The organism is Rhodoluna sp., assembly GCF_036721215.1.
In the GTDB taxonomy this organism is placed as follows: Bacteria; Actinomycetota; Actinomycetes; order Actinomycetales; family Microbacteriaceae; genus Rhodoluna.
On sequence record NZ_DAIMLM010000001.1, the window covers coordinates 68,782 to 90,470 of the forward strand.

Genomic DNA, 21,689 nt, shown 5'->3' on the forward strand with positions numbered 1-21,689 from the left:
ATCTTTATTAGGTAAGCCTATTGAGGAGAGCAATGTTTGAAGTCGTAATCGAGATCCCTCGGGGTTCTAGGAACAAGTACGAGGTAGACCATGAAACTGGTCGCGTGCACTTAGACCGCGTGCTCTACACCCCTTTTGTTTACCCAGCAGATTACGGATACTTCGAAAAGACCTTGGGTGGCGATGGCGACCCGCTAGATGTTCTAGTGCTGCTTGAGTTTCCGGTTTACCCGGGAGTAGTTATCAAGGCGCGTCCAGTTGGCGTTTTGCCAATGGAAGACGATGGCGGAATCGATGAGAAGGTCTTATGTGTTCCTGCTGGCGACAAGCGCTGGGATCACATTCAAGACATCAAAGACGTTCCTGAGCAAACCAAGAATGAGATCGAACACTTTTTTGCTCACTACAAAGATCTAGAGCCAGGCAAGTGGGTCAAGTTAGGTAAGTGGGCTGGCAAAGCTGAAGCGGAAAGAATCATCGCTGAAGCACAGGCCAACTACAAGCACTAAAAACTTTAGGCTGATGGCCTTGCTGCATAGGGAACTAGTTCTCCAGTTCGACCACTCAAGTTTCTAATTCTTACTGGTGCCGACGGGTTCGGGGCTTCAATGAACAGGTCATTACCTAAATACATTCCGATGTGGTACTTATTCAAAACCGTTCTGTTCCAGTAGTCGCGACTTGTTGACCAGAAAATTAAATCGCCAGCCTGAAGTTGACTTAGTGGAACCAATTGACGTCGGTCTGCAGCTGTCATGAATTGGCGCGAAGCCGAGTGCCAGCCAATGTTAATTCCCGCTGCTGCGTAAGATTTCAAGGTCAAGCTGGAACAGTCCCAAGAGTTTGGTCCGGTAGCGCCAAGACGATATGGCTTACCCAGTTGAGCTTTAGCGAAAGAAATTGCCTGAGCAACCTTTTCTGGATTAGGTGCTCCAACAGAATAAAGTTCCGGAGCAGGCGGCAATCCACCACCTTGTGCTTGTCTGCGCTCCCAAGCTAAACCTTCAGCTCGTTGTCTTTCTAGATCGGAGGCAGTGTTACGAAGGCTCGCTAGCTGTGAATAGAAGATGGCATTCTGACGCTGGTTCTCTTCAAGTTTTGCAGTGACCGCATCGGCAGCTGCTTGAGCCTCGGCAAATGCCGCTTCCGCAATTGCGGCAATTGCTGCAAGCTCGGCTTCTGCTGCGGCAAGTTCATCTGTGATGGATTTTGCCAAACGTTGTCTTTCAAGAGACTTTTGATAAATCACTTCAGTCTGCTGGGCTAGTTTTTCCTGGGCGCCAAGTTGATATAAAAGGTCATCTGCAACGTCAGAATTCAAGAACAGATTTAGAGATGTTCCTCCCGCCCCACCGCGGAACATCTGCGAGGCGATTTGGCCAAGCTGTTCGGTGGCTTGTTCAGCTTCGGCGAGCGCGTCTTCGGCCTGTAGCCGCAGCACTTCTACTTTCCTAGTAACTACCGCTACTTCTTCTTTAGCGACATTGTAGATTTCAGATTTAATGCTGGCTTCGCGGTTGAGGGGCTCTAGCTCATCTTCCAAATCCGCAATTAGGTTCTCAATGCGGACAATCATGTTTTGCTTGGCAGTGACGTTAGCCTTGGCTGCGGCAACCTCAGCGGCCGAAGGGTAATTTGGGTTTGCGAAAGCAGGACCGCTCAGTGCAGCTCCAAGAACTAGACCTAGGCTCGCGATTACGGCAATAAAAGATTTGCGTCTCGTAGACATATTTTTCAAGCTAACACGAAACCTTGAGGTATTACCTGAAGGATTGCTGTGGGTGTCGATTTTTAGCGGGTTCTAGGCCCATCGGGCTTGCTAAACAAGGGATCTGGGGACTAGGTTTGGTGTTGGTGCTATGAAGTTCCAAGCTTTGTAGGCCCCATCGTTTAGTGGCCTAGGACGCTGCCCTTTCACGGCAGTAGCACGGGTTCGAATCCCGTTGGGGTCACAAATGTGTGGCTCGTAGCAACGAGGCCCTGTAGCGCAGTTGGTTAGCGCGTCGCCCTGTCACGGCGAAGGTCGCCGGTTCAAGTCCGGTCAGGGTCGCTTCTTTAGAAGCCCTCTTTTGAGGGCTTTTATTGAATGGGGTGGCTTGACCACCCAAGGCTCTGTAGCTCAGTTGGTAGAGCGAACGACTGAAAATCGTTAGGTCACCGGATCGACGCCGGTCGGAGCCACCATGTGCGGGTAGCATCTACCCCATGCCCATGGTTTCGAAACAATTGCTCCCGCTAGTTTTTGCTGGCGGGGCATTGGGTACTTTACTTCGCTACACAATCGAAATCCTGCTTGGAAATTTGCCCCAAGGGCAAATAATCCTCACCAGCATCGTCAATCTTTTCGGCGCTGTCCTATTGGGTTTTGTCAGCGTAAATAAATTCTTTTCCGGGCCAGCCAAACAGTCCTTTTGGGGGGTTGGCTTCTTAGGCGGCTTCACAACAATGAGCGGCCTGGCAGTAATTACCGCAGATGCTGATCTTGGGTTATCCGCTGCTGGGCCAATTTATTGGCTACTTGTCTTTTTGCAACTAGTAATAGGTGTTGCCGCTTACCGTTTGGGTTTGATCATGGCAGGTGGGGCAACTAAATGACGCTTGCAACGAGTTTTGTTTTGGTGGCCATAGCCGGAGGCTTTGGGGCACTAGCTAGAAATGGGCTCAGCACTTGGGCCGGGAAGTTACCTTGGGGAACCTTGCTTGCCAACTCAATTGGGTCATTTATCGCTGGGTTGGCAATTGGCGGATCAATAGAAACTTCCTGGTTAGTTGTTGGTTTAGCAGGAGGGCTTTCAACCTTTTCGACTTTTGCAGCTCAAACCCACAACCTGGTTGCCAAGAAGCAATTGGCTTTAGCTTCACTGAATATTGTTTTGAATCTGTTGATTCCAGCTGTGAGCTTCCTCACAGCGTCAATATTGCTCTAGACCAAACAGGGTGCCTGGATGCTAAACTTGTAGCAGATTTCATCGATTCTGCGCCTTAATCGGCGTGGCCAAGACAAAAAAGGGGGTCTCGCCATGGGGCGTGGCCGTCAAAAAGCAAAACACACCAAAGTAGCTCGCGAGCTGAAGTACTTCAGCCCTTCTACTGATTACAGTGCGCTAGAAAAAGAACTCACAGCACCATCAAGCTCAGCTGAGCCTGATTACGAAGACAAGTGGGCGGACCTCTACGACGATGAAGAGGGCGAAGAAGAGTCAGCGAAAAACTCTTAGGACCTCTAAAGTCCTGGTTGCAACAGCTACTAGGCGAACCAGACGGTCGAAATGACATTCGATCCGAAACTGAAAGTAGTACCAATTGAATAAGAAGAAAAATAGTTACTTCCTAGCCGCGCTCGCGCTGGCCCCAATTATCGCCCTAAGCGGCTGCGCACCAACAACTTCTGACTCTGCTGAGTCGATAACTATTTACTCCGGTAGAAGCGAAACGCTGATTACCGATCTTCTTGATACCTTCACCCAAGAAACCGGCATAGCGGTAAACGTGCGCTACGGAGACTCCGCCGAGTTAGCCGCCCAGATTCTCGAAGAAGGCAGCAACGTGCAAGCAGATGTGTTCTTCTCTCAAGACGCTGGGGCACTCGGTGCTCTTGCCAAGCAAGGGCTAACGAAGTCTCTCCCGTCAGACATCACCGACCTAGTTGACGCATCTTACAAATCGAAAGATTCGCAGTGGGTTGGAGTATCAGGTCGAGCCAGGGTCTTGGTTGTTAATCCAGAAAAAGTTACTGAGATTCCAACTTCTTATAAGGACCTTATGGAACCAAGTTGGAAAGGACGCATTGCAATTGCACCGACCAATGCATCTTTCCAAGCGTTTATAACCGCCATCCGGATTACCGAAGGTGACCAGGCAGCGGAAGAGTTTTTGATTGCCATGAAAGAAAATGCAGTTTTATTTGAAAAAAATGGTTTGATCTTGCAGGCAGTTGAAGACGGGGTAGTTGATGCTGGCTTAATAAACCACTACTACTGGTTCGAACTTGAGAACGAAAAAGGTGTTGGCAACATGAAATCCAAACTAGTTTGGTTTGAGGATCAAGATGCAGGCAACTTAATAAATGTTGCCGGTGTTGCGGTGCTATCTGATAATCCAAGCGCCAATGTTTTTGTGAAGTGGTTACTTGGCGATACTGCCCAGAACTACTTTGTTGAAAGAACCAGAGAGTACTCACTAACTGGAGTTCCAGATGTTGCTGGTTTAAAACCCTTCGGCGAGATAAAGGCTCCAGATATTGATTTATCCGATCTTGACTCTCTTGCCGAAACACTCGAGCTAATTCGAAAGGCCGGACTGCTCTGATTCCAACAGCTAGGTCAAGACCACCGCTAGCAATTTTGCTAGTGGCGGTAGCGGCCGTGCTAATCTCCCTAATCCCCCTGATTTACCTGCTGGTTCGAGTGGCAAGCATTGGATTCAGTGAACTTGCTGAATTGATTTTTCAAGCAAGGACTCTTGAGCTCATAATCAATTCGCTAGCGCTAGCTGCTGCCGTTTCGGTTTCGGCGGTGGTGCTTGGCTCAATGCAGGCTTGGGTTGCGGTTCGCTCTAACCTGCCTGGTCGAAAGATCTTCTCGGTATTAGCTGCGCTACCTCTTGCTATACCTTCTTATGTTGCTGCCTACGCCTGGATTGCAGTTATCCCGGGCTTCAGTGGATTCTTTGCTGCCTGGTTACTACTAACTGTTGGAACCGCCCCGCTGGTTTATCTTTCAGTTTCTGCTGCCTTGGTTAGATTCGATGCTGGAACCGAAGAGGTTGCGCAATCGCTGGGCGCAACAAAACTACAGGTGTTTAGAAAAGTTACTTGGCCAAACATTAGAACCGCTGCGGTGTCTGGTGGTCTACTTTCCGCACTCTATGTACTGAGTGATTTTGGTGCAGTCAGCATCGTGCGTTACGACACTTTTACCAGGGCAATCTATAACGCCTACCGAGCTAGCTTTGATCGAAACCAAGCTGCCGCGCTTGCGCTTGTTTTAGTTTTGGTCACAGTCTTGGTTCTTTACTTTGAATCCAAAGCCAGAGGACAAAAATTTGCCGCTGGAAAAATTGCCAGCAGGCTAGGTCTAGTTGAACTTGGAGCTTGGAAAGCTCCGATGGTTTTAGTTTTGCTAGGACTTGCGACAGTTAGTTTGCTAGTTCCTCTTGGCAGCTTGCTTAGTTGGAGCATCGAAGGCTTTGGTTCGGTTGATTGGGCAGCGGTTCTAGGTGCCCTGGCAAACTCGGTGGGCTTGGCTGTTTCTGGAGGTTTGCTTACTACTTTCGCCGCACTGGCAATTGCTGTGTTGACGATCAGGCATCGCCAGAAGTTGACTACTGTTTTGGAACGGTCAGTTTGGCTTACGCACGCTACCCCTGGAATTGTTGTTGCGCTAGCGCTGGTGTTTTTCTCCAACCAAGTAGTTCCTTGGGTTTACCAAACTACTTTCTTGGTTCTCATTGCTTATTTAGCCTTGTTCTTGCCAAATGCACTAGCTACGGTTTCAACACCAATTCGTCAATCACCTAGGGCTCTGGACGAGGTTTCTTCATCGCTTGGGCTTTCCACCATGCAAACGCTGCGTAAAGTTGTGTTGCCTATTGCAGGTCCTGGTATTTTTGCGGCAACCACTCTTGTGATTCTCACGGTCTTGAAAGAGCTTCCCGCCACTTTGCTACTTCGTCCAACAGGCATGGAAACGCTAGCAACCAGGCTCTGGACAGAAACTTCGGTAGCTGCCTTTTCCGCTGCGGCAACTTATGCATTACTTTTGGTAGTGCTGGCTGGCTTTCCGGCTTGGCTTCTAAATAGAGCCATCAGAAAAGATCTAGAACCTATGGAGATGGAGCGTTACCAGTGAGCTCAACTCTAAAGATTTCTAACCTGACTAAGGCTTTCGGTCCACAGCCTGTTCTTCGCAATCTTTCAATTGAGATTGCTCCCAAAGAGTTTGTTTCTGTTCTGGGCTCTTCTGGATCTGGAAAGACCACGCTGCTTCGATTGATCGCAGGCTTTGATACACCGGATAGCGGTGAGATTTCAATTGCAGGTAACAAAGTTGCCGCTGAAGGAATCTTTGTTGCCGCCCAAGCTCGCAAGGTCGGTTACGTTCCCCAGGACGCTGCACTTTTCCCACACCTAAACGTTTTTGAAAACATCGCATTCGGGCTCAAGGGCTTATCTAAAGAAGCAAAGGTTTCAAGAGTTAAATCTCTGCTTGATTTAGTGCAAATGAGTGCTTTTGAATCTTCAGATAGCTCCTCGCTATCAGGTGGTCAAAAGCACCGCGTTGCACTCGCTCGCGCACTTGCTCCAGAGCCAGAACTTATCTTGTTGGATGAGCCTTTCTCTGCATTGGATGCGGAACTCCGAGGTCGCATTCGCGATGATGTTCGTGAGGTGCTTGATAAAACAGGTTCAACAACAATCTTGGTAACTCACGACCAAGAAGAAGCACTCTCGATTGCAGATCGGGTTGCATTACTTCGTGATGGAAACTTCGCTCAAATTGGTAACCCGAGAGAGATTTATTCTTCACCGGTTGACCTGGGGGTCGCAACATTCTTAGGGGATTCAGTAATTGTTGCAGGGGTTATTGAATCTGGAAAGGTAGTTACCTCTCTAGGTAAGCTAACTCCGCTTAATTCATCTGCCGAAGGCAGTCGCGGAAAAGTTGCCATTCGCCCGGAGAACTTCTATTTGCAGCCAGATCTAAACGGTGACTCAACGGTAGTTGGAAGACAGTTTTTTGGTCATGATGCAGTTGTTGATGTTCAGACGCCAAAGCAACTTATCCGTGCCAGGTCTTCAGGGCCATTCGCTCCAGAAATTGGAATGAAAGTGACAGTCTGGGTTCGAGGAGCAGTTAACTTCTATCCAGAGGGTTAACTCTTATGCATAGCTTCCGCTTAAGCGAACTGCTCCGCCCTCAACTCCCTTGGCGGAAGTAACAAAGCCTGCAGTGTCCGCAGCTTTTTCTATAACACCCAATTGCCAAGTCTTGATACCCAATTCATTTAGCTTTGTAGATATTGCACTTGCTGCAGCTGAATCAACGACAGCTGCAAAGCCCAAACCTAGATTCCAGGTTCCTTCAAGTGATTCAAGCTGGTACGCGCCCCACTCAGCAAGCACTCTAAACACTTCATGCGGTGACCAACTTGCCCTGGAGATTTCAACTGAGACACCAACTGGTAACACCCTCGAAAGATTTGCAGCGATTCCGCCACCGGTGATGTGGCTTAGGGCGTGAACGGAATTACCCAGCTCCGACTCAAGTAGTTGGTTCAAAACTCCCGTGTAAAGCATTGTTGGCTCAAGCAATACCTCTCCAAGAGATCTGGATCCAAACTCAGAAACCGATTGGGTGTAATCCAATTTGCTGTCTTCGACAATCTTTCGAACCAGTGAGTAACCATTGGAGTGCAATCCAGAAGAAGCTAGGCCTAGAACAACATCGCCGACTTTGACTTTTTCGGGGCCAAGAACTTTGGATGCTTCAACTGCTCCAACGGCAGCACCGGCAACGTCATACTCGTTTTCACCAAGAAGACCTGGGTGTTCAGCGGTTTCTCCACCAAGGAGTGCAACATCCACTTCCCCGCAGGCTTTGGCAATTCCGGTAACGATTTCAGCAATTCGAGTTGGAACAAGCTTTCCGCAGGCAATGTAGTCAGTCATGAAAAGGGATTTCGCTCCCATAACAACGATGTCGTCAACGACCATACCAACTAGGTCTTGCCCAATGGTGTCGTGCTTATCTATAGCCTGAGCGATGGCAACCTTGGTTCCAACACCATCAGTTGAGGTGGCAAGGATTGGCTGTTGAAAGTTTTTCAAAAAAGAAACATCCATCGCCCCGGCGAAGCCGCCAAGGGATCCAAATACATGCTTGTTGTGTGTTGCACTAACAGCTTTTTTCATAAGTGAAACTGCTAAGTCGCCAGCTTCGGTGTCTACCCCGCTACCCGCGTAAGGGTTAGTCATTAGAGACCTTGTTGAAAGAGCCCTCTTTGTGAATCGTTGCGACACCTTTTTCGAGAAGGTTCTTTCCCAATCGATCTGCCGTTGGAAGCTCGATTGGGTAGGTTCCTGTAAAGCAAGCGGTGCAAAGTTCGCTTTCTTTTTGCTCCGAAGAATTGATCATTCCCTCTTTTGACAGGTAACCAAGGCTGTCAGCTCCGATAGACATTCGAACCTCGTCTGGAGCAAGACCGGTGGCGATAAGTTCTGCGCGAGTAGCGAAATCTACTCCGTAAAAACATGGCCAGGTAATTGGCGGTGAGGAAATGCGAACGTGAATCTCCTTGGCTCCGGCTTCACGAAGCATTTGAACCAGTGCCCGCTGGGTGTTTCCTCTAACAATGGAATCGTCAACAACGATGATTCTTTTGCCTTTGATAACTTCCCTAAGTGGGTTGAGCTTCAGACGAATTCCAAGTTGTCTAATGGTTTGGCTTGGCTCAATAAAGGTTCGACCAACGTATGCGTTTTTTACCAGTCCGTGACCGTATGGAATTCCAGATTCTTCACTAAAGCCAATCGCAGCCGGTGTTCCAGATTCTGGAGTTGGAATAACTAGATCTGCTTCAACTGGATATTCTCTGGCCAAAGTTCGGCCCATCTCAACTCTGGCGTCATAAACATTTCTGCCATTTATAGAAGTGTCTGGTCTGGCGAGGTAGACATACTCAAAAACACAACCGGCTCTTTTTGGCTTGGCGAATTGTTTTGCTCGTAAACCGTTCTCGTCAATTGCGATAAGTTCACCAGGTTCAACTTCGCGAACAAACGAAGCTCCAACGATATCTAGCGCTGCAGTTTCGGAAGCAACAACCCAACCGCGTTCCAATCTTCCAAGAACTAGCGGTCTGACTCCCTGTGGGTCTCTAGCTGCATAAAGTGTCTGCTCATCCATGAACACCAAAGAAAAGGCACCCTTTACTTTGGGTAGTAATTCCATTGCAGTGTTCTCGAGTGAGTTGTCGGGGTTACCTGCAAGCAAGGCTGTCAACACAGCGGTGTCGGTGGTGTTGCCGCCAGTGATTTCATTATCGGATTGCTCTGGATAATTTGCTCGCAAAATTTCTAGCAACTCGGAGGTGTTGGTTAGGTTTCCGTTGTGTCCAAGTGCAACAGTTCCAGAGGCGGTTTTACCAAGCGTTGGTTGCGCGTTACGCCAAGATGAAGAACCAGTTGTTGAGTATCTGGTGTGACCGATTGCTACGTGACCCACCAGGGATTCAAGTGCTGATTCAGAGAAAACCTGCGAAACAAGTCCCATGTCTTTGTAAACCAGAAGTTTCTTGCCATTTGAAGTTGCGATACCCGCGGACTCTTGTCCGCGGTGCTGCAACGCATAGAGACCAAAATAGGTCAGCTTAGAAACTTCTTCGCCTGGAGCCCAAACTCCGAAAACTCCACACTGATCCTGTGGACCTTTTTCTCCTGGAAGCAGATCGTGATTTAGTCTGCCGTCGCCGCGAATCACTCGTTCACTTTCGTTGCCATAAGTTTCTTGCCACGAGATCGGTAGATTGCATCAAACACTAGGGCGAGAATGATTCCAGTTCCGCCACCTGCAATGCCACCAAAGACAATAAGGAGTCCAACAATCGCTGGCGAGCTAAGTCCCATGACAAGAGCTACGAAGATGCCGAGGACAAAACCAGTCAAAGCAAAATGTAAGTATTTTGGAGCGCGCCGTATGTTTACCTCTGCATTTGAAACGATGGGGGTTTGGCTCACGCTTTAAATATAGGGAACAAATCAGTTAGGTCTGACCTATTGCCTGAGGCGGTCAATTTTCCTTGCCCGATTAGTTCCTCGAAGCTCTGGGCCCCAAGAGCAAGGGCAAGCCATGCCTCTGGGCCGAGCTCAACAACGTTGGATGGGGTGCCTCGAGTATGACTGGGACCAGCCACACATTGCACAGCGCCAAGGGGTGGGACCCGAACCTCAACTGCAGCGCCTGGGTATCTGGTTCCTAGCTCTTCGAGTAAGAACCTAACCGCGGTTGCTAGCTCTTGGCTTGTGGCAGATCCTGCGTGAACGCTTTGGATAGCGGCTTGGCCATCCGAGGCGGAAATCTTTCTTCGAAGCACAGCTACAGCCTACAAACTCCCAAAAGTGACTTTGTTCAAGCTAACTAAACTAAGGAAGATGAAGATACTGATTTTGGGTCAGGGTGCTAGAGAGCACGCGATTGTGAAAGCCCTAATCAGAACCGGAACCGACCCAAAAGAAATTTTGGTCGCCCCTGGTAACAGAGGCATCGCCCAAGAAGTTGAGTGCGAACCAAACATTGATATCACTGACCGCCTTGCTGTCGACAAACTAGCTCTTGAGCAAGGAATTGAACTTGCCATCATCGGTCCGGAAGCTCCCCTTGTTGCAGGGGTGTCTGATTCTTTACGAGCACAAGGCGTTGCTGTATTTGGTCCAAGCCAAGTTGCTGCCCAGCTTGAGGGCAGCAAATCGTTTGCTAAGCAAATCATGTCTGCTGCCGGCGTGCCAACCGGTATGGCACGACAGTGCAAAACAATTGAAGAAGTAGAACACGCGATGGAGGACTTTGGTGCTCCCTATGTGATCAAAGCCGATGGCTTGGCTGCCGGTAAGGGTGTCATCGTTACCGAAGATTCAAAAGCTGCCCTAGAACACGCTGCCGAGTATATGCACATGGGAATTTTGGTTGAAGAGTTTCTTGCTGGCCAAGAAGTGAGCTTGTTCTTCCTTTCGGATGGAAAATCCGTGATGCCGCTAACACCAGCCCAAGATTTCAAGCGAGCTTTCGATAACGACAAGGGTCCAAACACCGGTGGCATGGGTGCATACAGTCCCCTGCCGTGGCTACCTGAAACCTTCATCCAGGAAGTTGAAGACACTGTTGCGCTACCAACAATCAACGAGCTAACGAGGTTAGGTGCGCCATTTGTTGGACTTTTGTATTGCGGATTGATCGTTACCGATCGAGGAATCAGGGTCATCGAATTCAACGCCAGATTCGGTGATCCAGAAACTCAAGTTGTGTTGCAAAGACTAATTACCCCGTTAGAGGCTTTGCTATACAAAGCAGCAACTGGGCATCTTGAAAATGCCTCGGATGCGCAGTTCACCCAAGATGTTGCAGTAACTGTCGTGCTAGCTAGCGAAGGCTACCCCGCAAACCAGGCACCGGTTCGGGAGGTAAAAGGCATCAAGAAAGCCCAGCGGGTACCAGGTGTTGAGATTTGCTTCGGATCAGAAGTTGGACGAGTGCTTTCGGTAGTTGCAACAGGAAAGAATTTCAAGAAAGCACGAAAGCGTGCCTACAAAGCTCTATCTAAGATTACGCTCGATGGTTCTCACTACCGCACTGACATCGCAGCTAAGGTAGCTGAGTAACTTGGCAGAGATACTTTCTGGTTGGAAACACTTTTATAGCGGCAAGATAAGAGATCTTTATGAGTCAGAAGATTCTTCACAATCAGATCTTGTGTTAATTGTTGCATCCGATCGTATTAGTGCTTTTGATAACATCCTGTCCCCAGCTATTCCTGGCAAGGGTGAGAACCTAACTGCCATTACAAACTTTTGGTTTGAAAAGCTTGATGTTCCAAATCATCGCGTGGAAACAGTTGCTGCTCCAATTGAAGTTGCGGGCCGGGCAACGGTAGCCAAGAAGCTTGAGATGTACCCGGTGGAATGCGTGGTGCGCGGTTACATCGCTGGCTCTGGGTACAAAGAATATCTAGCGACTGGAGAAATTTGCGGCATCAAGCTGCCTTCGGGTCTCCAAGATGGCGATAAGTTACCAGAGCCAATCTTCACTCCGGCTTTCAAAGCCGAGCTCGGCGAGCATGATCAAAACATTGACTTTCAAGGAGTTGTGGAACTCGTCGGTGAAGATGTTGCGCAGAAATTGCGGTCTACTTCAATTGATATTTTCAATCAAGCAAGCTCAATTGCGCTGCAGGCTGGTTTAGTCCTTGCAGATACCAAGTTCGAGTTTGGTAAAGACCCAAATGGCCAAGAGCTCGTCCTTGCCGATGAGGTTCTAACCCCTGACTCCAGTAGGTATTGGGATAAAGAAGCCTATGAGCAAGGCAATACTGTCGAAAGCTTTGACAAGCAGATTGTTAGGAACTGGCTGCTTAAGATTTGGGATCCCGAGGGCTCGAATCCGCCAACTGTTTTGAGTCCAGAGCTAGTTGAGAAAGTAAGTTCGCGCTATGCGGAGTTGCGTAAAAAGCTCACGGATACGAACCAGTAAACTCAAGCTATTCCCAGATTGTTTTAGCCACCATAGGGGGCCACTAGTTGCCGAAAATTGTCGTTCAGGTGATGCCAAAGCAAGACCTACTAGATCCACAGGGTAAGGCCGTAGCCAAGGCCCTAGAGCGTTCGGGTCACAAAGCAATCAAGGCAGTTCGCATCGGTAAGCGCATTGAATTGCATTACTCATCAAACCCAACAGCTGCCCAATTAGCCGAGGCCCAGAAAATCGCAGAGAGTTTCTTAACTAACGGAGTTATCGAGGATGTTGTCTCGGTGACTGTGGAGCAAGACTAAGCAATGAAAATAGGCGTCGTCACTTTCCCTGGATCTTTAGATGACCGCGACGCCGCAAGAGCAATCAGACTCGCTGGCGGTGAACCAGTTTCTTTATGGCACGCAGACTCATCAATAAAAAAAGTAGACGCTGTCGTTCTTCCTGGAGGTTTTAGCTACGGGGACTACCTTCGCTGCGGAGCTATTGCTGCTCAGGCACCAGTGATGCAAACCATCATGAAACAAGCCAACCAGGGTCTGCCTGTCTTGGGAATCTGTAACGGTTTCCAAATCTTGGTCGAGTCTCATCTGTTGCCAGGTGGATTAATTCGCAACGAAAAACAACACTTCGTTTGTAGAGATCAAAAGCTTCGGGTGGAAAATGTCGACAGTGCCTGGACAAACGCTTTTCAAAAGGGTGATGAAATAACCATCCCGCTTAAAAACGGAGAGGGTGGTTACATCGCAACCAAAGAGACCATAAAGATGCTCGAGGGTGAAGGCCTAATTACCTTTAGGTATCTGGACGTCAACCCAAACGGTTCAATGAATGACATCGCGGGTCTTAGAAACGAGCGCGGCAACGTGGTTGGTTTAATGCCTCACCCAGAGCACGCGGTTGAGCCTGGATTCGGTCCAGACTCGCCAGTTGCCATGCGATCTGGCATCGATGGGCTGAAGATTTTCCAGTCGGTTTTGAATTCGGTTGTTAGCGCATGATTATCGACACCACTAAACAAGCACAAGCCGATCCAGATAAGCAGCAGCCCTGGTCGGAACTGGGGCTAAAAAAAGACGAGTACGAGAGCATTCGTGAGATTATAGGTCGTCGCCCAACCAGCGCTGAGCTAGCGATGTACTCGGTTATGTGGAGTGAGCACTGCAGCTACAAATCCTCCAAGATTTACCTTCGTCAGTTCGGTGAAAAAGTTACTCCCGAAATGAAGAAGCACCTTCTGGTGGGAATGGGTGAAAACGCAGGTGTAGTGGACATCGGCGAGGGACTCGCTGTAACTTTCAAGGTTGAATCTCACAATCACCCAAGCTACATAGAACCTTTCCAAGGAGCTGCCACCGGTGTTGGCGGAATTGTTCGAGATATTTTGACAATGGGTGCAAGACCAATAGCCGTAATGGACCAGTTACGTTTTGGTGCACCAGAGAACCCCGATACGGCACGTGTAGTGCACGGAGTGGTTGATGGAATTTCTTTTTACGGAAACTGCCTAGGGTTACCAAACATCGGTGGCGAAACGGTCTTTGACAAGGTTTACCAAGGTAACCCGCTCGTAAATGCCCTAAGCATCGGATCTTTGAAGCATGAAGATTTGAAACTGGCCAAAGCTGAAAACCCAGGAGACTTGGTTGTTTTGTTCGGAGCCAGAACGGGCGCAGATGGCATCGGTGGCGTTTCAGTTCTAGCGAGCGAAACATTTGACTCCACTGGTCCAAGCCGAAGGCCTGCAGTTCAAGTTGGCGATCCGTTCGCTGAGAAGGTACTAATCGAGTGCTGCCTTGAACTATTTGCAGCAGGTGTGGTTGCAGGCATTCAAGACTTGGGTGGTGCTGGTTTGTCTTGCGCAACAAGTGAGCTGGCATCAAATGGTGGCCGCGGAATGAAAGTTCAGCTGAAGAACGTATTGCTGCGCGATGAGTCACTAACCCCCGAAGAAATTTTGATGAGCGAGTCTCAAGAGCGCATGATGGCAATCGTTCCGAAAAAGCACCTAAAGAGCTTCAAGAAAATTGTTGATCGCCACGAAGTTGAGTTTTCTGTTCTTGGAAAGGTGATCAAGAAGGACCGTCTACACATCAATTGGGGTAAGGAAGAAATCGTTAACGTGCCCCCTCGCACCGTTGCCCACGACGGTCCGGTCTATGAGAGACCAGTCAAAAAACCAAATTTCCAGAAACCGCTTAATGAAGACACGGGTGCTTCAAGAAAACTTGCTCGAGTAAACGGAAACTCCTCTGATCTAGCGAGCCAGTTCATTCAAATTGTCTCTAGCCCCAACCAGGCTGACAAGTCTTGGGTTACTGGCCAGTACGACAGGTATGTTGGCGGTAACACCGCTCTTGCTTACCCGGATGGTGCGGGAATGATTCGAGTTTCAGAAACTTCTGGCTTAGGCGTTGCAATCTCCACTGATGCCAATGGTCGATACTGCCAGTTAGATCCATACGAGGGTGCCAAGCTCGCATTAGCTGAGGCTTACCGAAATGTTGCAACCAGCGGTGCGGTTCCAATCGCAGTTACTAACTGTTTGAACTTTGGTTCACCGGAAAATTCTGGCGTGATGTGGCAGTTCAAGCAGGCAACCACAGGCTTGGCCGATGGCTGCCTAGAGCTTGGAATTCCGGTAACGGGTGGAAACGTAAGTTTCTACAACCAAACCGGTGATGTTGCTATTTACCCAACACCGGTTGTTGGGGTGCTTGGCGTTATCGATGATGTTGCCAGAAGAGTTCCATCTGGTTGGCAAGACGATGGCAACAATCTTTATCTACTTGGAGTTACTAGAGATGAACTAGATGGTTCCGTTTGGGCAGATGTAGTTCACTCTCACCTTGGTGGTCGTCCCCCAAAGGTTGATTTGGCTTACGAAAAGAAGCTTGCTGAATTGTTGCATGGGGCCAGCCTTCAGGGTCTGATTGCATCCGCTATGGACTTATCAGAGGGTGGTTTAGCTCAAGCCCTGACCGAATCAGTTCTTCGATTCAACATGGGAGCCAGGGTTTGGCTAACTGAGATTTGTGAACGCGATGGTGTTGATCGAACCTCAGCGCTATTTTCTGAATCCACTGGAAGAGTTCTAGTTAGCGTGGGTCGCGAAGATGACGTGAAGTTTGTCGGTCTTTGCGAAGCTAGAGGAATTCCAGTTCTTCGAATTGGAGTGACTGATGACACAGACCAGCTTGCCATTCAAGATTTGGCTACCTGGAAACTCAACGATCTACGTACCCCTTGGGTAAACACCCTGCCTGACTTGTTTGGCTAACCGCCTAGAAACTCCTGGGGGTTCGGAAACTCTAGATTCACTCCCACCAGTGCACAGCGAATTGCGATCTCGGATGCAGCTGCAGCCACATCAGTCGCGCTTATTGGATCAGTAGCCAAAGCGTCAGCAACTCTTTGGATGTTGGCTTTGAACGCTTCTGGGGCCACCGAGAGCACATCGCTAGTTATCGAATTCGATAGGGCAACAGCATCAAAGCCACCGCTGGGTAAGGTTTCAAGTTTTGAAGATAGAACTGCGCTCATCGCCTCACAGGCTGGCGCATCCGCCTCATCGGGCAAGCTAAGACTCGAGCAGCCTGTAAGTAGCAATGTTCCGACTGAAATAATGGCTAGGTTTCTAAGCAGCATTTTGTTCCTTCTCTGGCAGTAGACCTGAAATCAGCAAGGGCAGTTCCAGGTAGTCGGCATATCTTTCAAGTGCGGGTTCTTTCCAGGAATACCTTCTTGCAACTAGTGCAAGACATGCCCAGAAGTAGACGTTGATTAGGTCTACTGAAAGGCTACTAATTGACTCGTCAGGAAATGCCCTACCAAGCATTTTTCTCAGCAAACTCGGAACATCGGAAATACCAAATCTATGTAAAGACGCTCTGACAGAAAACTCTATTTCCCTAGCTCGTCTTGAATTCCAAATTAGATTTCCACCACGTTGGCGAAGCAGCCTGTGAACTTGGAGTGCTTGAGAGTATCTTGCTTCGTCGAGGGAGTCGAAAATTTCCACAAAGTGATCAACTTCGAAACCGTTTGCTCGAAAGTCCAAAATGTCGGGATAGTGAAAAAACCTATAGAACGGAACATGTGGTCGAACTGCAGAATATGGCTCCAGCGTGAAGCTAGCAAGTAGTGGGTCTTGGCCTAAAGTAGCTGAACCCCAACGATCGATGGCTTCATCGTTTTCGCCGGGTTCGGTTGCGTACTCAGAACTGGTCACAAAACAAGTTAACCAAGAAATTGTCCTACCCGTGGCCTAGATTGGAAAACATGCGCACATGTTTTGGGATAATTGCCTGGGTCTTAATCTTTGCCCTTGCCGCGCAGTTCTTCCAAGCAGCTCCTTGGCTGCTTTTGGTTTTTGGTGGACTAATTGCTCTGGGAGTAGTCCTATCGAAAGCCAGAAAATCCGCTCTTGAAGCCGACACTCTAAAAGTAGTTGGCGATAAGCCGCTTCCAAACATTCTGGACGCAAACCGTTCAATGACCGCAATCTCAGCTCGGGAACTGCTTGGGGACGAAAGTTTCAGCTTTGAAGTGGTTGGGGAAACGTTTTACGCGCCAAACTATTCTGCTTTGCAGAAAAACGTTGGCCTGATTGACGGCAGAGATTGGGATGATGTTGCCACTTTGATTGTTGATCCCGGAAACAGAAGCAGTAAAACAGCGGTGGCGGTATTTGTCTCAGGGCTAAAGCTTGGATACGTTCCAGAAGATAAATCAGAGGTTGTTTACAAGTTCTTACTTCAAAACGGTGGCTACGCGAAAGCCGACGCAGCAATTTACTTTTCGGCAGCCGATGGACAAAACAGTATTTGGTTAGATGCGGTTTACCCGCTTGTTTTCAAACCTTAAGCGCGAAGTAAATCGTGGCGAACAATTGTCGCGTTACGATCAGGACCAACACCAATCGCAGAGATTCTGGTTCCGGAAAGTTTCTCTAGCGCTAGAACGTAGTCTTGTGCATTCTTTGGAAGATCTTCAAAGGTCTTAGCTCCTGTGATGTCTTCATCCCAACCCGGGTAATTCTCGTAAATTGGCTTAGCGTGGTGGAAATCAGACTGGGACACTGGAATCTCTTCGGTTCTAACGCCGTCTACTTCGTAAGCGACACAAACTGGAATCTCTTTGATACCAGTCAAGACATCAAGCTTGGTCAAGAAGATATCAGTTAGTCCATTGATTCTGGTGGCAAACTTTGCAACCGGTGCATCAAACCAACCGCAGCGACGCTCTCTTCCGGTTGTGGTTCCAAACTCGAAACCCTTCTCGCGCAAGAATTCGCCCCACTGGTCAAACAATTCTGTTGGGAAAGGTCCTGAGCCTACGCGGGTTGTGTAGGCCTTGAGAATTCCAATCACTGAGCTGATCTTGGTTGGGCCAATTCCAGAACCAATAGTTGCTCCACCCGCAATAGGCGAGCTGGAGGTTACGAACGGGTAAGTACCGTGATCAACATCCAGCAGTGTTCCCTGGCCACCTTCAAGCAACACGGTCTTGCCAGCTTCTAGAGCTAGGTGAAGTTCCAGTGCGGTATCTGAAACCATTGGCGCAAGACGCTCGGTGTAGCTAAGTAGTTCGCGAACAATCTCTTCGGCCTTGATACCCGCGCGGTTATAAACCTTGGAAAGCAACTGGTTCTTCTGCGCTAAGGCTGCTTCAACCTTCTGGCGGAGAATGCTCTCGTCGAAAAGGTCTTGAACTCTAATTCCCAGGCGTCCTACCTTGTCACCGTAGGTTGGTCCGATGCCGCGGCCGGTTGTTCCAATAGCGCGCTTTCCTAAAAAGCGCTCCGAGACTTTATCAATTGTTACGTGGTAAGGAGTAATGATATGTGCGTTGGCAGAAATCTTTAGCTTGGAAACATCCACGCCTTTTTCAATTAGGCCATCTAGTTCTTTGATGAGAACGCCAAGGTCAATTACGACACCGTTACCAATTACTGGAATTACTCCGGGTGTGAGAATGCCGCTAGGCAGTAGGTGCAAAGCGAACTTCTTGTCCCCGATAACGACTGTGTGTCCGGCGTTGTTTCCGCCTTGGTATCTAACTACGTAGTCGACTCGATCTCCGAGTAAGTCTGTGGCTTTGCCCTTGCCTTCGTCGCCCCATTGGGCGCCAACTAGAACTATTGCGGACACCAGAAAATCCTACCAGCTAGCTAGTTCTGGGCTTCTCGGGACTTGTTAGGAGCCAAACTTGTGCTGGGTGATCCAAGCGTGCATTGTGATGGCTGCTGCCGCACTGGCGTTTATGGACCTTGTGGAACCATACTGGGTGATTTCCACTACATCTTTCGAAGCCTCGATTGCTGCCTCTGATAAACCAGGGCCTTCCTGACCAAATAGCAAAACGCAGTTTTTTGGCATTTGATAGCTCTCTAGCTGCTTACAGCCAGGCACATTATCAATTGCAATAATCGGCAACGCCTTGCCATCGTTTGCTGTTACAGCCCAAGCAACAAAGTCTTCAACGGTTGGATGGTGCTTGATGTGCTGGTAACGGTCTGTCACCATCGCGCCGCGGCGGTTCCAGCGCCTGTTGCCGATGATGTGTACCTCGGCAGCTAGAAATGCATTAGCGGTTCGAACAATAGAACCGATGTTTAGATCGTGTTGCCAGTTCTCGATTGCAACATGGAAGCTGTGTCTTTTGGAATCCAAGTCGGCAACGATAGCTTCCATGGACCAGTAGCGATACTTGTCCACAACGTTTCTGGTGTCACCGTTTGCGAGTAACTCTGGATCGTATTTTTCGGCATCGGAACCGGTTGGTAAATCGCCAACCCAAGGACCCACTCCCCAAGTGGTTTGCTCCGCTACAAAATCAGAATCTTCGGGCTGCAACTAAACTGCCTCAATCTTTTGAGCTTGGTCTAATTGAATGTTTGCCTTGTTGAAAGAAACAAATACAGATAACAACAAAACCAAAATAGCCAGGAACAAGTAGACGGGCTGAACGCCAACCGCATCAACAGCAAGCCCGACGCCAACAGCGGTGAGCATTGGTCCAGCACTCCAAATTGTCATTTCGATTCCAAAAACTCTTCCTCGCATACTTTCAGGAATCACTCTTTGAACGACTGTGTTAAGCATTGGCATCAGTGGTCCCCAGCTGAAGCCAAGTACAGCGCCTGCGGCAAGCATGATCGGCATCGGAGGAATAAATGACATAACTAGCACTGAAAGCCCGAGCCCAATGAAGCCGAACTTCAAAATTGTTGAATAGCTCAGATACTTCTGAAGAGTCTCGAATAGCAGTGCCCCCAAAACTGAAGCTCCAGCCATTGTTGAAATCAAGATTCCAAGTCCAGTTGCATAATCCAGCGCGTTGAAATGGGCCGGGAGAATAACCATCTCGGTTGGAAGATAAATCATTGCAAGAGTTAGAACAAAGCTCATACCTATCAGCACAGCTGGGGTTTGTGATATCGTCTTGATTCCAAGAGCAGTATCGCGAAGCAAGCTTCCAGTTTCAGAGATACCATCACCGCGGTGCTCGACAGTGTTGATTAGCATGGCTGAAATTGACGATAGAGCGGAAAACACTGCCACAACAATAAACACATCGTATGGACCGATTAGCGCAATGAAGGCAGCGCCAACTGCTGGACCGATGGCAAAGCCAGTTGCAAATACTGCTTCGTGAATTGAGTTTGCGCGCTCCAAGGAAATTCTTGCCGGTCCTGCGATGTCTGGAATGATTGATTTTCTCGCGGTTGAAGCAGCTGGGTTCACAATTGCTCGGGCAGTTGCAAGAAGGACCAAGAGAACAAATCCAATTTCGACAAAACTGTGAACAACCGGAATCAACAAGATTGCAACAGCGGACAGGCCCTCAGAAATAATTGCGCTGACCTTTCTACCAATGCGGTCAACGATTGTTCCAAGTATTGGACTCAGAAATAGCCCTGGAATCGCTGTAAGGGCAACAACTGCACCAGCCATTGCGGCGGAGCCAGTAATCTCGAGAGCCAGCCACGGCAGAGCAATAAACACCATGGACCCAGCGATAACGCTGGTGATGTTGGAGAACTCAACGAAAAAATACGAGGCAATGCCTCGGCTGCTACTCAATTTATAAACCTAATTCCTCTAACGAGATAAGTGACAGGTAGCGATATCCCTTTGCTTCGATGGCCTGTCTGGCACCGGTATTCCTATCCACCACGGTTGCAACCGCCAAGATCTTGCCGCCTGCTTTTTCCAAGGCAGCGGCAGCGGTTAGTGGTGATCCCCCAGTAGTTGATGTGTCTTCAATAACAATAAGCGACTTACCTGCTACATCGGGCCCTTCGACCTGACGACCCATGCCGTGAGCCTTAGCTTCTTTGCGAACCACAAAAGCGTCAACTGTTTTTCCCATGGCGCTTGCCTGGTGCAGCATTGCGGTGGCCACTGGATCTGCTCCCATTGTTAGTCCGCCAACAGCATCAAAATTGTCTATTCCAGCCTCTTCAAGCATTTCAATCATGAGCCGGCCAATCAATGGGGCTGCCTCATGGTGAAGTGTTGCTCGTCGAAGATCAACGTAGTAATCGGCTTCAAGTCCACTGGAAAGGGTTACTTTTCCGTGCACAACAGCAAGGTCCTTGATTAATTGGACAAGTTTTGCTTTGTCGCTGGTGCTTGAAGTCATAGCTATAAGTTTAAGGAGTGAAAATAGCCACCTGGAACGTGAACTCCATAAGAACCCGTGTTGGAAGGGTATTGGCTTACCTAGAGGCTTCGGGAACCGATGTTTTGGCAATGCAAGAGATCAAATGTAAGCCAGATCAATTTCCATATGCCCCGTTTGAAGAAGCTGGCTACCAAATCACCATGCATGGACTAAACCAATGGAACGGTGTGGCATTCGCATCAAAGATTCCAGCCGAGGACATCGAAATCGGTTTTACCGGAATGCCTGGCTTTGGTCCAGAAACCAAAGAAGAAGCTAGGGCAATCGCAGCTACCTTTGATGGAGTTCGGCTGTGGAGTTTGTATGTTCCAAACGGCAGAACTTTGGACGACCCTCACTACACATACAAACTTGAGTGGCTTGATCGTCTAGCTGCGATTACAGCAGAGAGTTTAGAAAATGACCCTTCAACGCCTTTGGCGCTGATGGGGGATTTCAATATCGCACCACTTGATACCGACGTTTGGGACATTAACTTTTTTGCTGGCTCCACTCATGTTTCAGCCGCAGAGCGGCAAGCTTTCGAAGCCTTCGAGCAAATTGGTTTAAAGGATGTTGTTCGAAAACTAATCCCTGAAGGATATACCTATTGGGACTACCAGCAACTTCGCTTTCCAAGAAACGAAGGAATGCGAATCGATTTCATTTTAGGTTCAGATTCTTTTGCCGAAAAAGTAACTGCGGCAAAGATTGAACGTGACGAGCGAAAAGGTGAAGGCCCGAGCGATCACGTTCCAGTGGTTGTGGAGATCTCGTAAT

At 48.8% G+C, this 21,689-nt stretch carries 25 protein-coding genes and 3 tRNA genes; 17 read left to right on the forward strand and 11 right to left on the reverse strand.

Annotation, left to right across the window (positions count from 1 at the left end):
* The first annotated feature begins 32 nt into the window (after nt 1-32).
* Nucleotides 33-509, forward strand: coding sequence for an inorganic diphosphatase (gene ppa / locus AC9UCN_RS00335; protein WP_509522809.1), 477 nt, complete (start codon nt 33-35; stop codon nt 507-509).
* A gap of 5 nt (nt 510-514) precedes the next feature.
* Here ppa and AC9UCN_RS00340 read toward each other — a convergent pair whose 3' ends face one another.
* Nucleotides 515-1,729 carry a C40 family peptidase gene (locus AC9UCN_RS00340; RefSeq protein ID WP_509522810.1) on the reverse strand — a complete coding sequence of 405 codons (1,215 nt, stop codon included), beginning with the start codon at nt 1,727-1,729 and terminating at the stop codon, nt 515-517.
* Nucleotides 1,730-1,879: 150 nt separating this feature from the next.
* Here AC9UCN_RS00340 and AC9UCN_RS00345 point away from each other — a divergent pair.
* The 9 genes from AC9UCN_RS00345 (at nt 1,880) to AC9UCN_RS00385 (ending at nt 6,877) form a co-directional block, all read left to right on the forward strand.
* Nucleotides 1,880-1,952 (forward strand) — tRNA-Glu (locus AC9UCN_RS00345).
* A gap of 24 nt (nt 1,953-1,976) precedes the next feature.
* Nucleotides 1,977-2,050: transfer RNA gene (locus AC9UCN_RS00350), tRNA-Asp, on the forward strand.
* 58 nt (nt 2,051-2,108) lie between these two features.
* A tRNA-Phe gene (locus AC9UCN_RS00355) sits at nt 2,109-2,184 on the forward strand.
* Between the two features lie 27 nt (nt 2,185-2,211).
* Nucleotides 2,212-2,595 carry a FluC/FEX family fluoride channel gene (locus tag AC9UCN_RS00360; RefSeq protein ID WP_509523633.1) on the forward strand — a complete coding sequence of 128 codons (384 nt, stop codon included), beginning with the start codon at nt 2,212-2,214 and terminating at the stop codon, nt 2,593-2,595.
* The gene (locus tag AC9UCN_RS00365) at nt 2,592-2,927 is read left to right on the forward strand and encodes a fluoride efflux transporter FluC (RefSeq protein WP_509522811.1); all 336 of its coding nucleotides are present in this window, start codon (nt 2,592-2,594) and stop codon (nt 2,925-2,927) included. Before AC9UCN_RS00360 ends, AC9UCN_RS00365 begins: the two co-directional genes overlap by 4 nt.
* Before the next feature lie 93 nt (nt 2,928-3,020).
* On the forward strand, nt 3,021-3,218 hold the full coding sequence (locus tag AC9UCN_RS00370; RefSeq protein WP_509522812.1) for a DUF3073 domain-containing protein: 198 nt from the start codon (nt 3,021-3,023) through the stop codon (nt 3,216-3,218).
* A gap of 85 nt (nt 3,219-3,303) precedes the next feature.
* Complete coding sequence (locus AC9UCN_RS00375) at nt 3,304-4,308, forward strand: iron ABC transporter substrate-binding protein (RefSeq protein WP_509522813.1); 1,005 nt, start codon at nt 3,304-3,306, stop codon at nt 4,306-4,308.
* Between the two features lie 56 nt (nt 4,309-4,364).
* Nucleotides 4,365-5,849 (forward strand): ABC transporter permease, encoded by a 1,485-nt coding sequence (locus tag AC9UCN_RS00380; RefSeq protein ID WP_509522814.1) that lies wholly within the window; start codon nt 4,365-4,367, stop codon nt 5,847-5,849.
* Nucleotides 5,846-6,877, forward strand: a complete 1,032-nt coding sequence (locus AC9UCN_RS00385) for an ABC transporter ATP-binding protein (protein ID WP_509522815.1) — start codon at nt 5,846-5,848, stop codon at nt 6,875-6,877. Before AC9UCN_RS00380 ends, AC9UCN_RS00385 begins: the two co-directional genes overlap by 4 nt.
* Before the next feature lie 3 nt (nt 6,878-6,880).
* Here AC9UCN_RS00385 and purM read toward each other — a convergent pair whose 3' ends face one another.
* Genes purM through AC9UCN_RS00405 form a run of 4 tightly spaced genes read right to left on the reverse strand, consistent with a single transcriptional unit; the run spans nt 6,881 to nt 10,092 of the window.
* The gene (gene purM / locus AC9UCN_RS00390) at nt 6,881-7,975 is read right to left on the reverse strand and encodes a phosphoribosylformylglycinamidine cyclo-ligase (protein WP_509522816.1); all 1,095 of its coding nucleotides are present in this window, start codon (nt 7,973-7,975) and stop codon (nt 6,881-6,883) included.
* Nucleotides 7,968-9,479 (reverse strand): amidophosphoribosyltransferase, encoded by a 1,512-nt coding sequence (purF, locus tag AC9UCN_RS00395; protein WP_509522817.1) that lies wholly within the window; start codon nt 9,477-9,479, stop codon nt 7,968-7,970. The genes purM and purF overlap by 8 nt, the downstream gene beginning before the upstream one ends.
* Nucleotides 9,476-9,736: a hypothetical protein gene (locus tag AC9UCN_RS00400; RefSeq protein WP_509522818.1), complete on the reverse strand. Its 261-nt coding sequence runs from the start codon at nt 9,734-9,736 to the stop codon at nt 9,476-9,478. The genes purF and AC9UCN_RS00400 overlap by 4 nt, the downstream gene beginning before the upstream one ends.
* Nucleotides 9,733-10,092, reverse strand: a complete 360-nt coding sequence (locus AC9UCN_RS00405; RefSeq protein ID WP_509522819.1) for a sterol carrier family protein — start codon at nt 10,090-10,092, stop codon at nt 9,733-9,735. The genes AC9UCN_RS00400 and AC9UCN_RS00405 overlap by 4 nt, the downstream gene beginning before the upstream one ends.
* A gap of 58 nt (nt 10,093-10,150) precedes the next feature.
* On the opposite strand from AC9UCN_RS00405, the gene purD reads away from it, so the two are divergent.
* The 5 genes from purD to purL are packed head-to-tail and all read left to right on the forward strand — an operon-like array spanning nt 10,151 to nt 15,519.
* Nucleotides 10,151-11,374 (forward strand): phosphoribosylamine--glycine ligase, encoded by a 1,224-nt coding sequence (gene purD / locus AC9UCN_RS00410; protein WP_509522820.1) that lies wholly within the window; start codon nt 10,151-10,153, stop codon nt 11,372-11,374.
* The gene (locus tag AC9UCN_RS00415; protein WP_509523634.1) at nt 11,367-12,242 is read left to right on the forward strand and encodes a phosphoribosylaminoimidazolesuccinocarboxamide synthase; all 876 of its coding nucleotides are present in this window, start codon (nt 11,367-11,369) and stop codon (nt 12,240-12,242) included. The genes purD and AC9UCN_RS00415 overlap by 8 nt, the downstream gene beginning before the upstream one ends.
* A gap of 47 nt (nt 12,243-12,289) precedes the next feature.
* Entirely contained in the window at nt 12,290-12,541 is a 252-nt protein-coding gene (purS, locus tag AC9UCN_RS00420) for a phosphoribosylformylglycinamidine synthase subunit PurS (RefSeq protein WP_509522821.1), read from the forward strand.
* Nucleotides 12,542-12,544: 3 nt separating this feature from the next.
* Nucleotides 12,545-13,240 (forward strand): phosphoribosylformylglycinamidine synthase subunit PurQ, encoded by a 696-nt coding sequence (gene purQ / locus AC9UCN_RS00425; RefSeq protein ID WP_509522822.1) that lies wholly within the window; start codon nt 12,545-12,547, stop codon nt 13,238-13,240.
* A complete protein-coding gene (purL, locus tag AC9UCN_RS00430) occupies nt 13,237-15,519 on the forward strand; it encodes a phosphoribosylformylglycinamidine synthase subunit PurL (RefSeq protein WP_509522823.1) in 2,283 nt (760 codons plus the stop codon). Before purQ ends, purL begins: the two co-directional genes overlap by 4 nt.
* On the opposite strand, the gene AC9UCN_RS00435 is transcribed toward purL, so the two are convergent.
* Nucleotides 15,516-15,887, reverse strand: a complete 372-nt coding sequence (locus AC9UCN_RS00435) for a hypothetical protein (RefSeq protein WP_509522824.1) — start codon at nt 15,885-15,887, stop codon at nt 15,516-15,518. The genes purL and AC9UCN_RS00435 overlap by 4 nt on opposite strands.
* Complete coding sequence (locus AC9UCN_RS00440; RefSeq protein ID WP_509522825.1) at nt 15,877-16,470, reverse strand: hypothetical protein; 594 nt, start codon at nt 16,468-16,470, stop codon at nt 15,877-15,879. Before AC9UCN_RS00440 ends, AC9UCN_RS00435 begins: the two co-directional genes overlap by 11 nt.
* 50 nt (nt 16,471-16,520) lie before the next feature.
* Between AC9UCN_RS00440 and AC9UCN_RS00445 the strand changes: the two genes are divergently transcribed.
* A complete protein-coding gene (locus AC9UCN_RS00445) occupies nt 16,521-17,105 on the forward strand; it encodes a hypothetical protein (RefSeq protein WP_509522826.1) in 585 nt (194 codons plus the stop codon).
* Here the strand turns inward: AC9UCN_RS00445 and AC9UCN_RS00450 are convergent.
* Genes AC9UCN_RS00450 through pyrE form a run of 4 tightly spaced genes read right to left on the reverse strand, consistent with a single transcriptional unit; the run spans nt 17,102 to nt 20,888 of the window.
* Nucleotides 17,102-18,391, reverse strand: a complete 1,290-nt coding sequence (locus tag AC9UCN_RS00450; RefSeq protein ID WP_509522827.1) for an adenylosuccinate synthase — start codon at nt 18,389-18,391, stop codon at nt 17,102-17,104. The genes AC9UCN_RS00445 and AC9UCN_RS00450 overlap by 4 nt on opposite strands.
* Nucleotides 18,392-18,436: 45 nt before the next feature.
* Nucleotides 18,437-19,096, reverse strand: coding sequence for a TrmH family RNA methyltransferase (locus AC9UCN_RS00455; protein WP_509522828.1), 660 nt, complete (start codon nt 19,094-19,096; stop codon nt 18,437-18,439).
* Entirely contained in the window at nt 19,097-20,326 is a 1,230-nt protein-coding gene (locus AC9UCN_RS00460) for an MFS transporter (RefSeq protein WP_509522829.1), read from the reverse strand.
* Between the two features lies 1 nt (nt 20,327).
* Entirely contained in the window at nt 20,328-20,888 is a 561-nt protein-coding gene (gene pyrE, locus AC9UCN_RS00465; RefSeq protein ID WP_509522830.1) for an orotate phosphoribosyltransferase, read from the reverse strand.
* A 17-nt stretch (nt 20,889-20,905) separates the two neighbouring features.
* Between pyrE and AC9UCN_RS00470 the strand changes: the two genes are divergently transcribed.
* Nucleotides 20,906-21,688, forward strand: coding sequence for an exodeoxyribonuclease III (locus AC9UCN_RS00470; protein WP_509522831.1), 783 nt, complete (start codon nt 20,906-20,908; stop codon nt 21,686-21,688).
* Nucleotide 21,689 lies beyond the last annotated feature (1 nt).

Coding starts and splice junctions, on each gene's coding strand:
- AC9UCN_RS00435 (WP_509522824.1), bottom strand. CDS start 15,887: ATGCTGCTTAGAAACCTAGCCATTATTTCAGTCGGAACATTGCTACTT.
- AC9UCN_RS00445 (WP_509522826.1), top strand. CDS start 16,521: ATGCGCACATGTTTTGGGATAATTGCCTGGGTCTTAATCTTTGCCCTT.
- AC9UCN_RS00365 (WP_509522811.1), top strand. CDS start 2,592: ATGACGCTTGCAACGAGTTTTGTTTTGGTGGCCATAGCCGGAGGCTTT.
- ppa (WP_509522809.1), top strand. CDS start 33: ATGTTTGAAGTCGTAATCGAGATCCCTCGGGGTTCTAGGAACAAGTAC.
- AC9UCN_RS00370 (WP_509522812.1), top strand. CDS start 3,021: ATGGGGCGTGGCCGTCAAAAAGCAAAACACACCAAAGTAGCTCGCGAG.
- purD (WP_509522820.1), top strand. CDS start 10,151: ATGAAGATACTGATTTTGGGTCAGGGTGCTAGAGAGCACGCGATTGTG.
- purM (WP_509522816.1), bottom strand. CDS start 7,975: ATGACTAACCCTTACGCGGGTAGCGGGGTAGACACCGAAGCTGGCGAC.
- AC9UCN_RS00340 (WP_509522810.1), bottom strand. CDS start 1,729: ATGTCTACGAGACGCAAATCTTTTATTGCCGTAATCGCGAGCCTAGGT.
- purQ (WP_509522822.1), top strand. CDS start 12,545: ATGAAAATAGGCGTCGTCACTTTCCCTGGATCTTTAGATGACCGCGAC.
- pyrE (WP_509522830.1), bottom strand. CDS start 20,888: ATGACTTCAAGCACCAGCGACAAAGCAAAACTTGTCCAATTAATCAAG.
- AC9UCN_RS00360 (WP_509523633.1), top strand. CDS start 2,212: ATGGTTTCGAAACAATTGCTCCCGCTAGTTTTTGCTGGCGGGGCATTG.
- purL (WP_509522823.1), top strand. CDS start 13,237: ATGATTATCGACACCACTAAACAAGCACAAGCCGATCCAGATAAGCAG.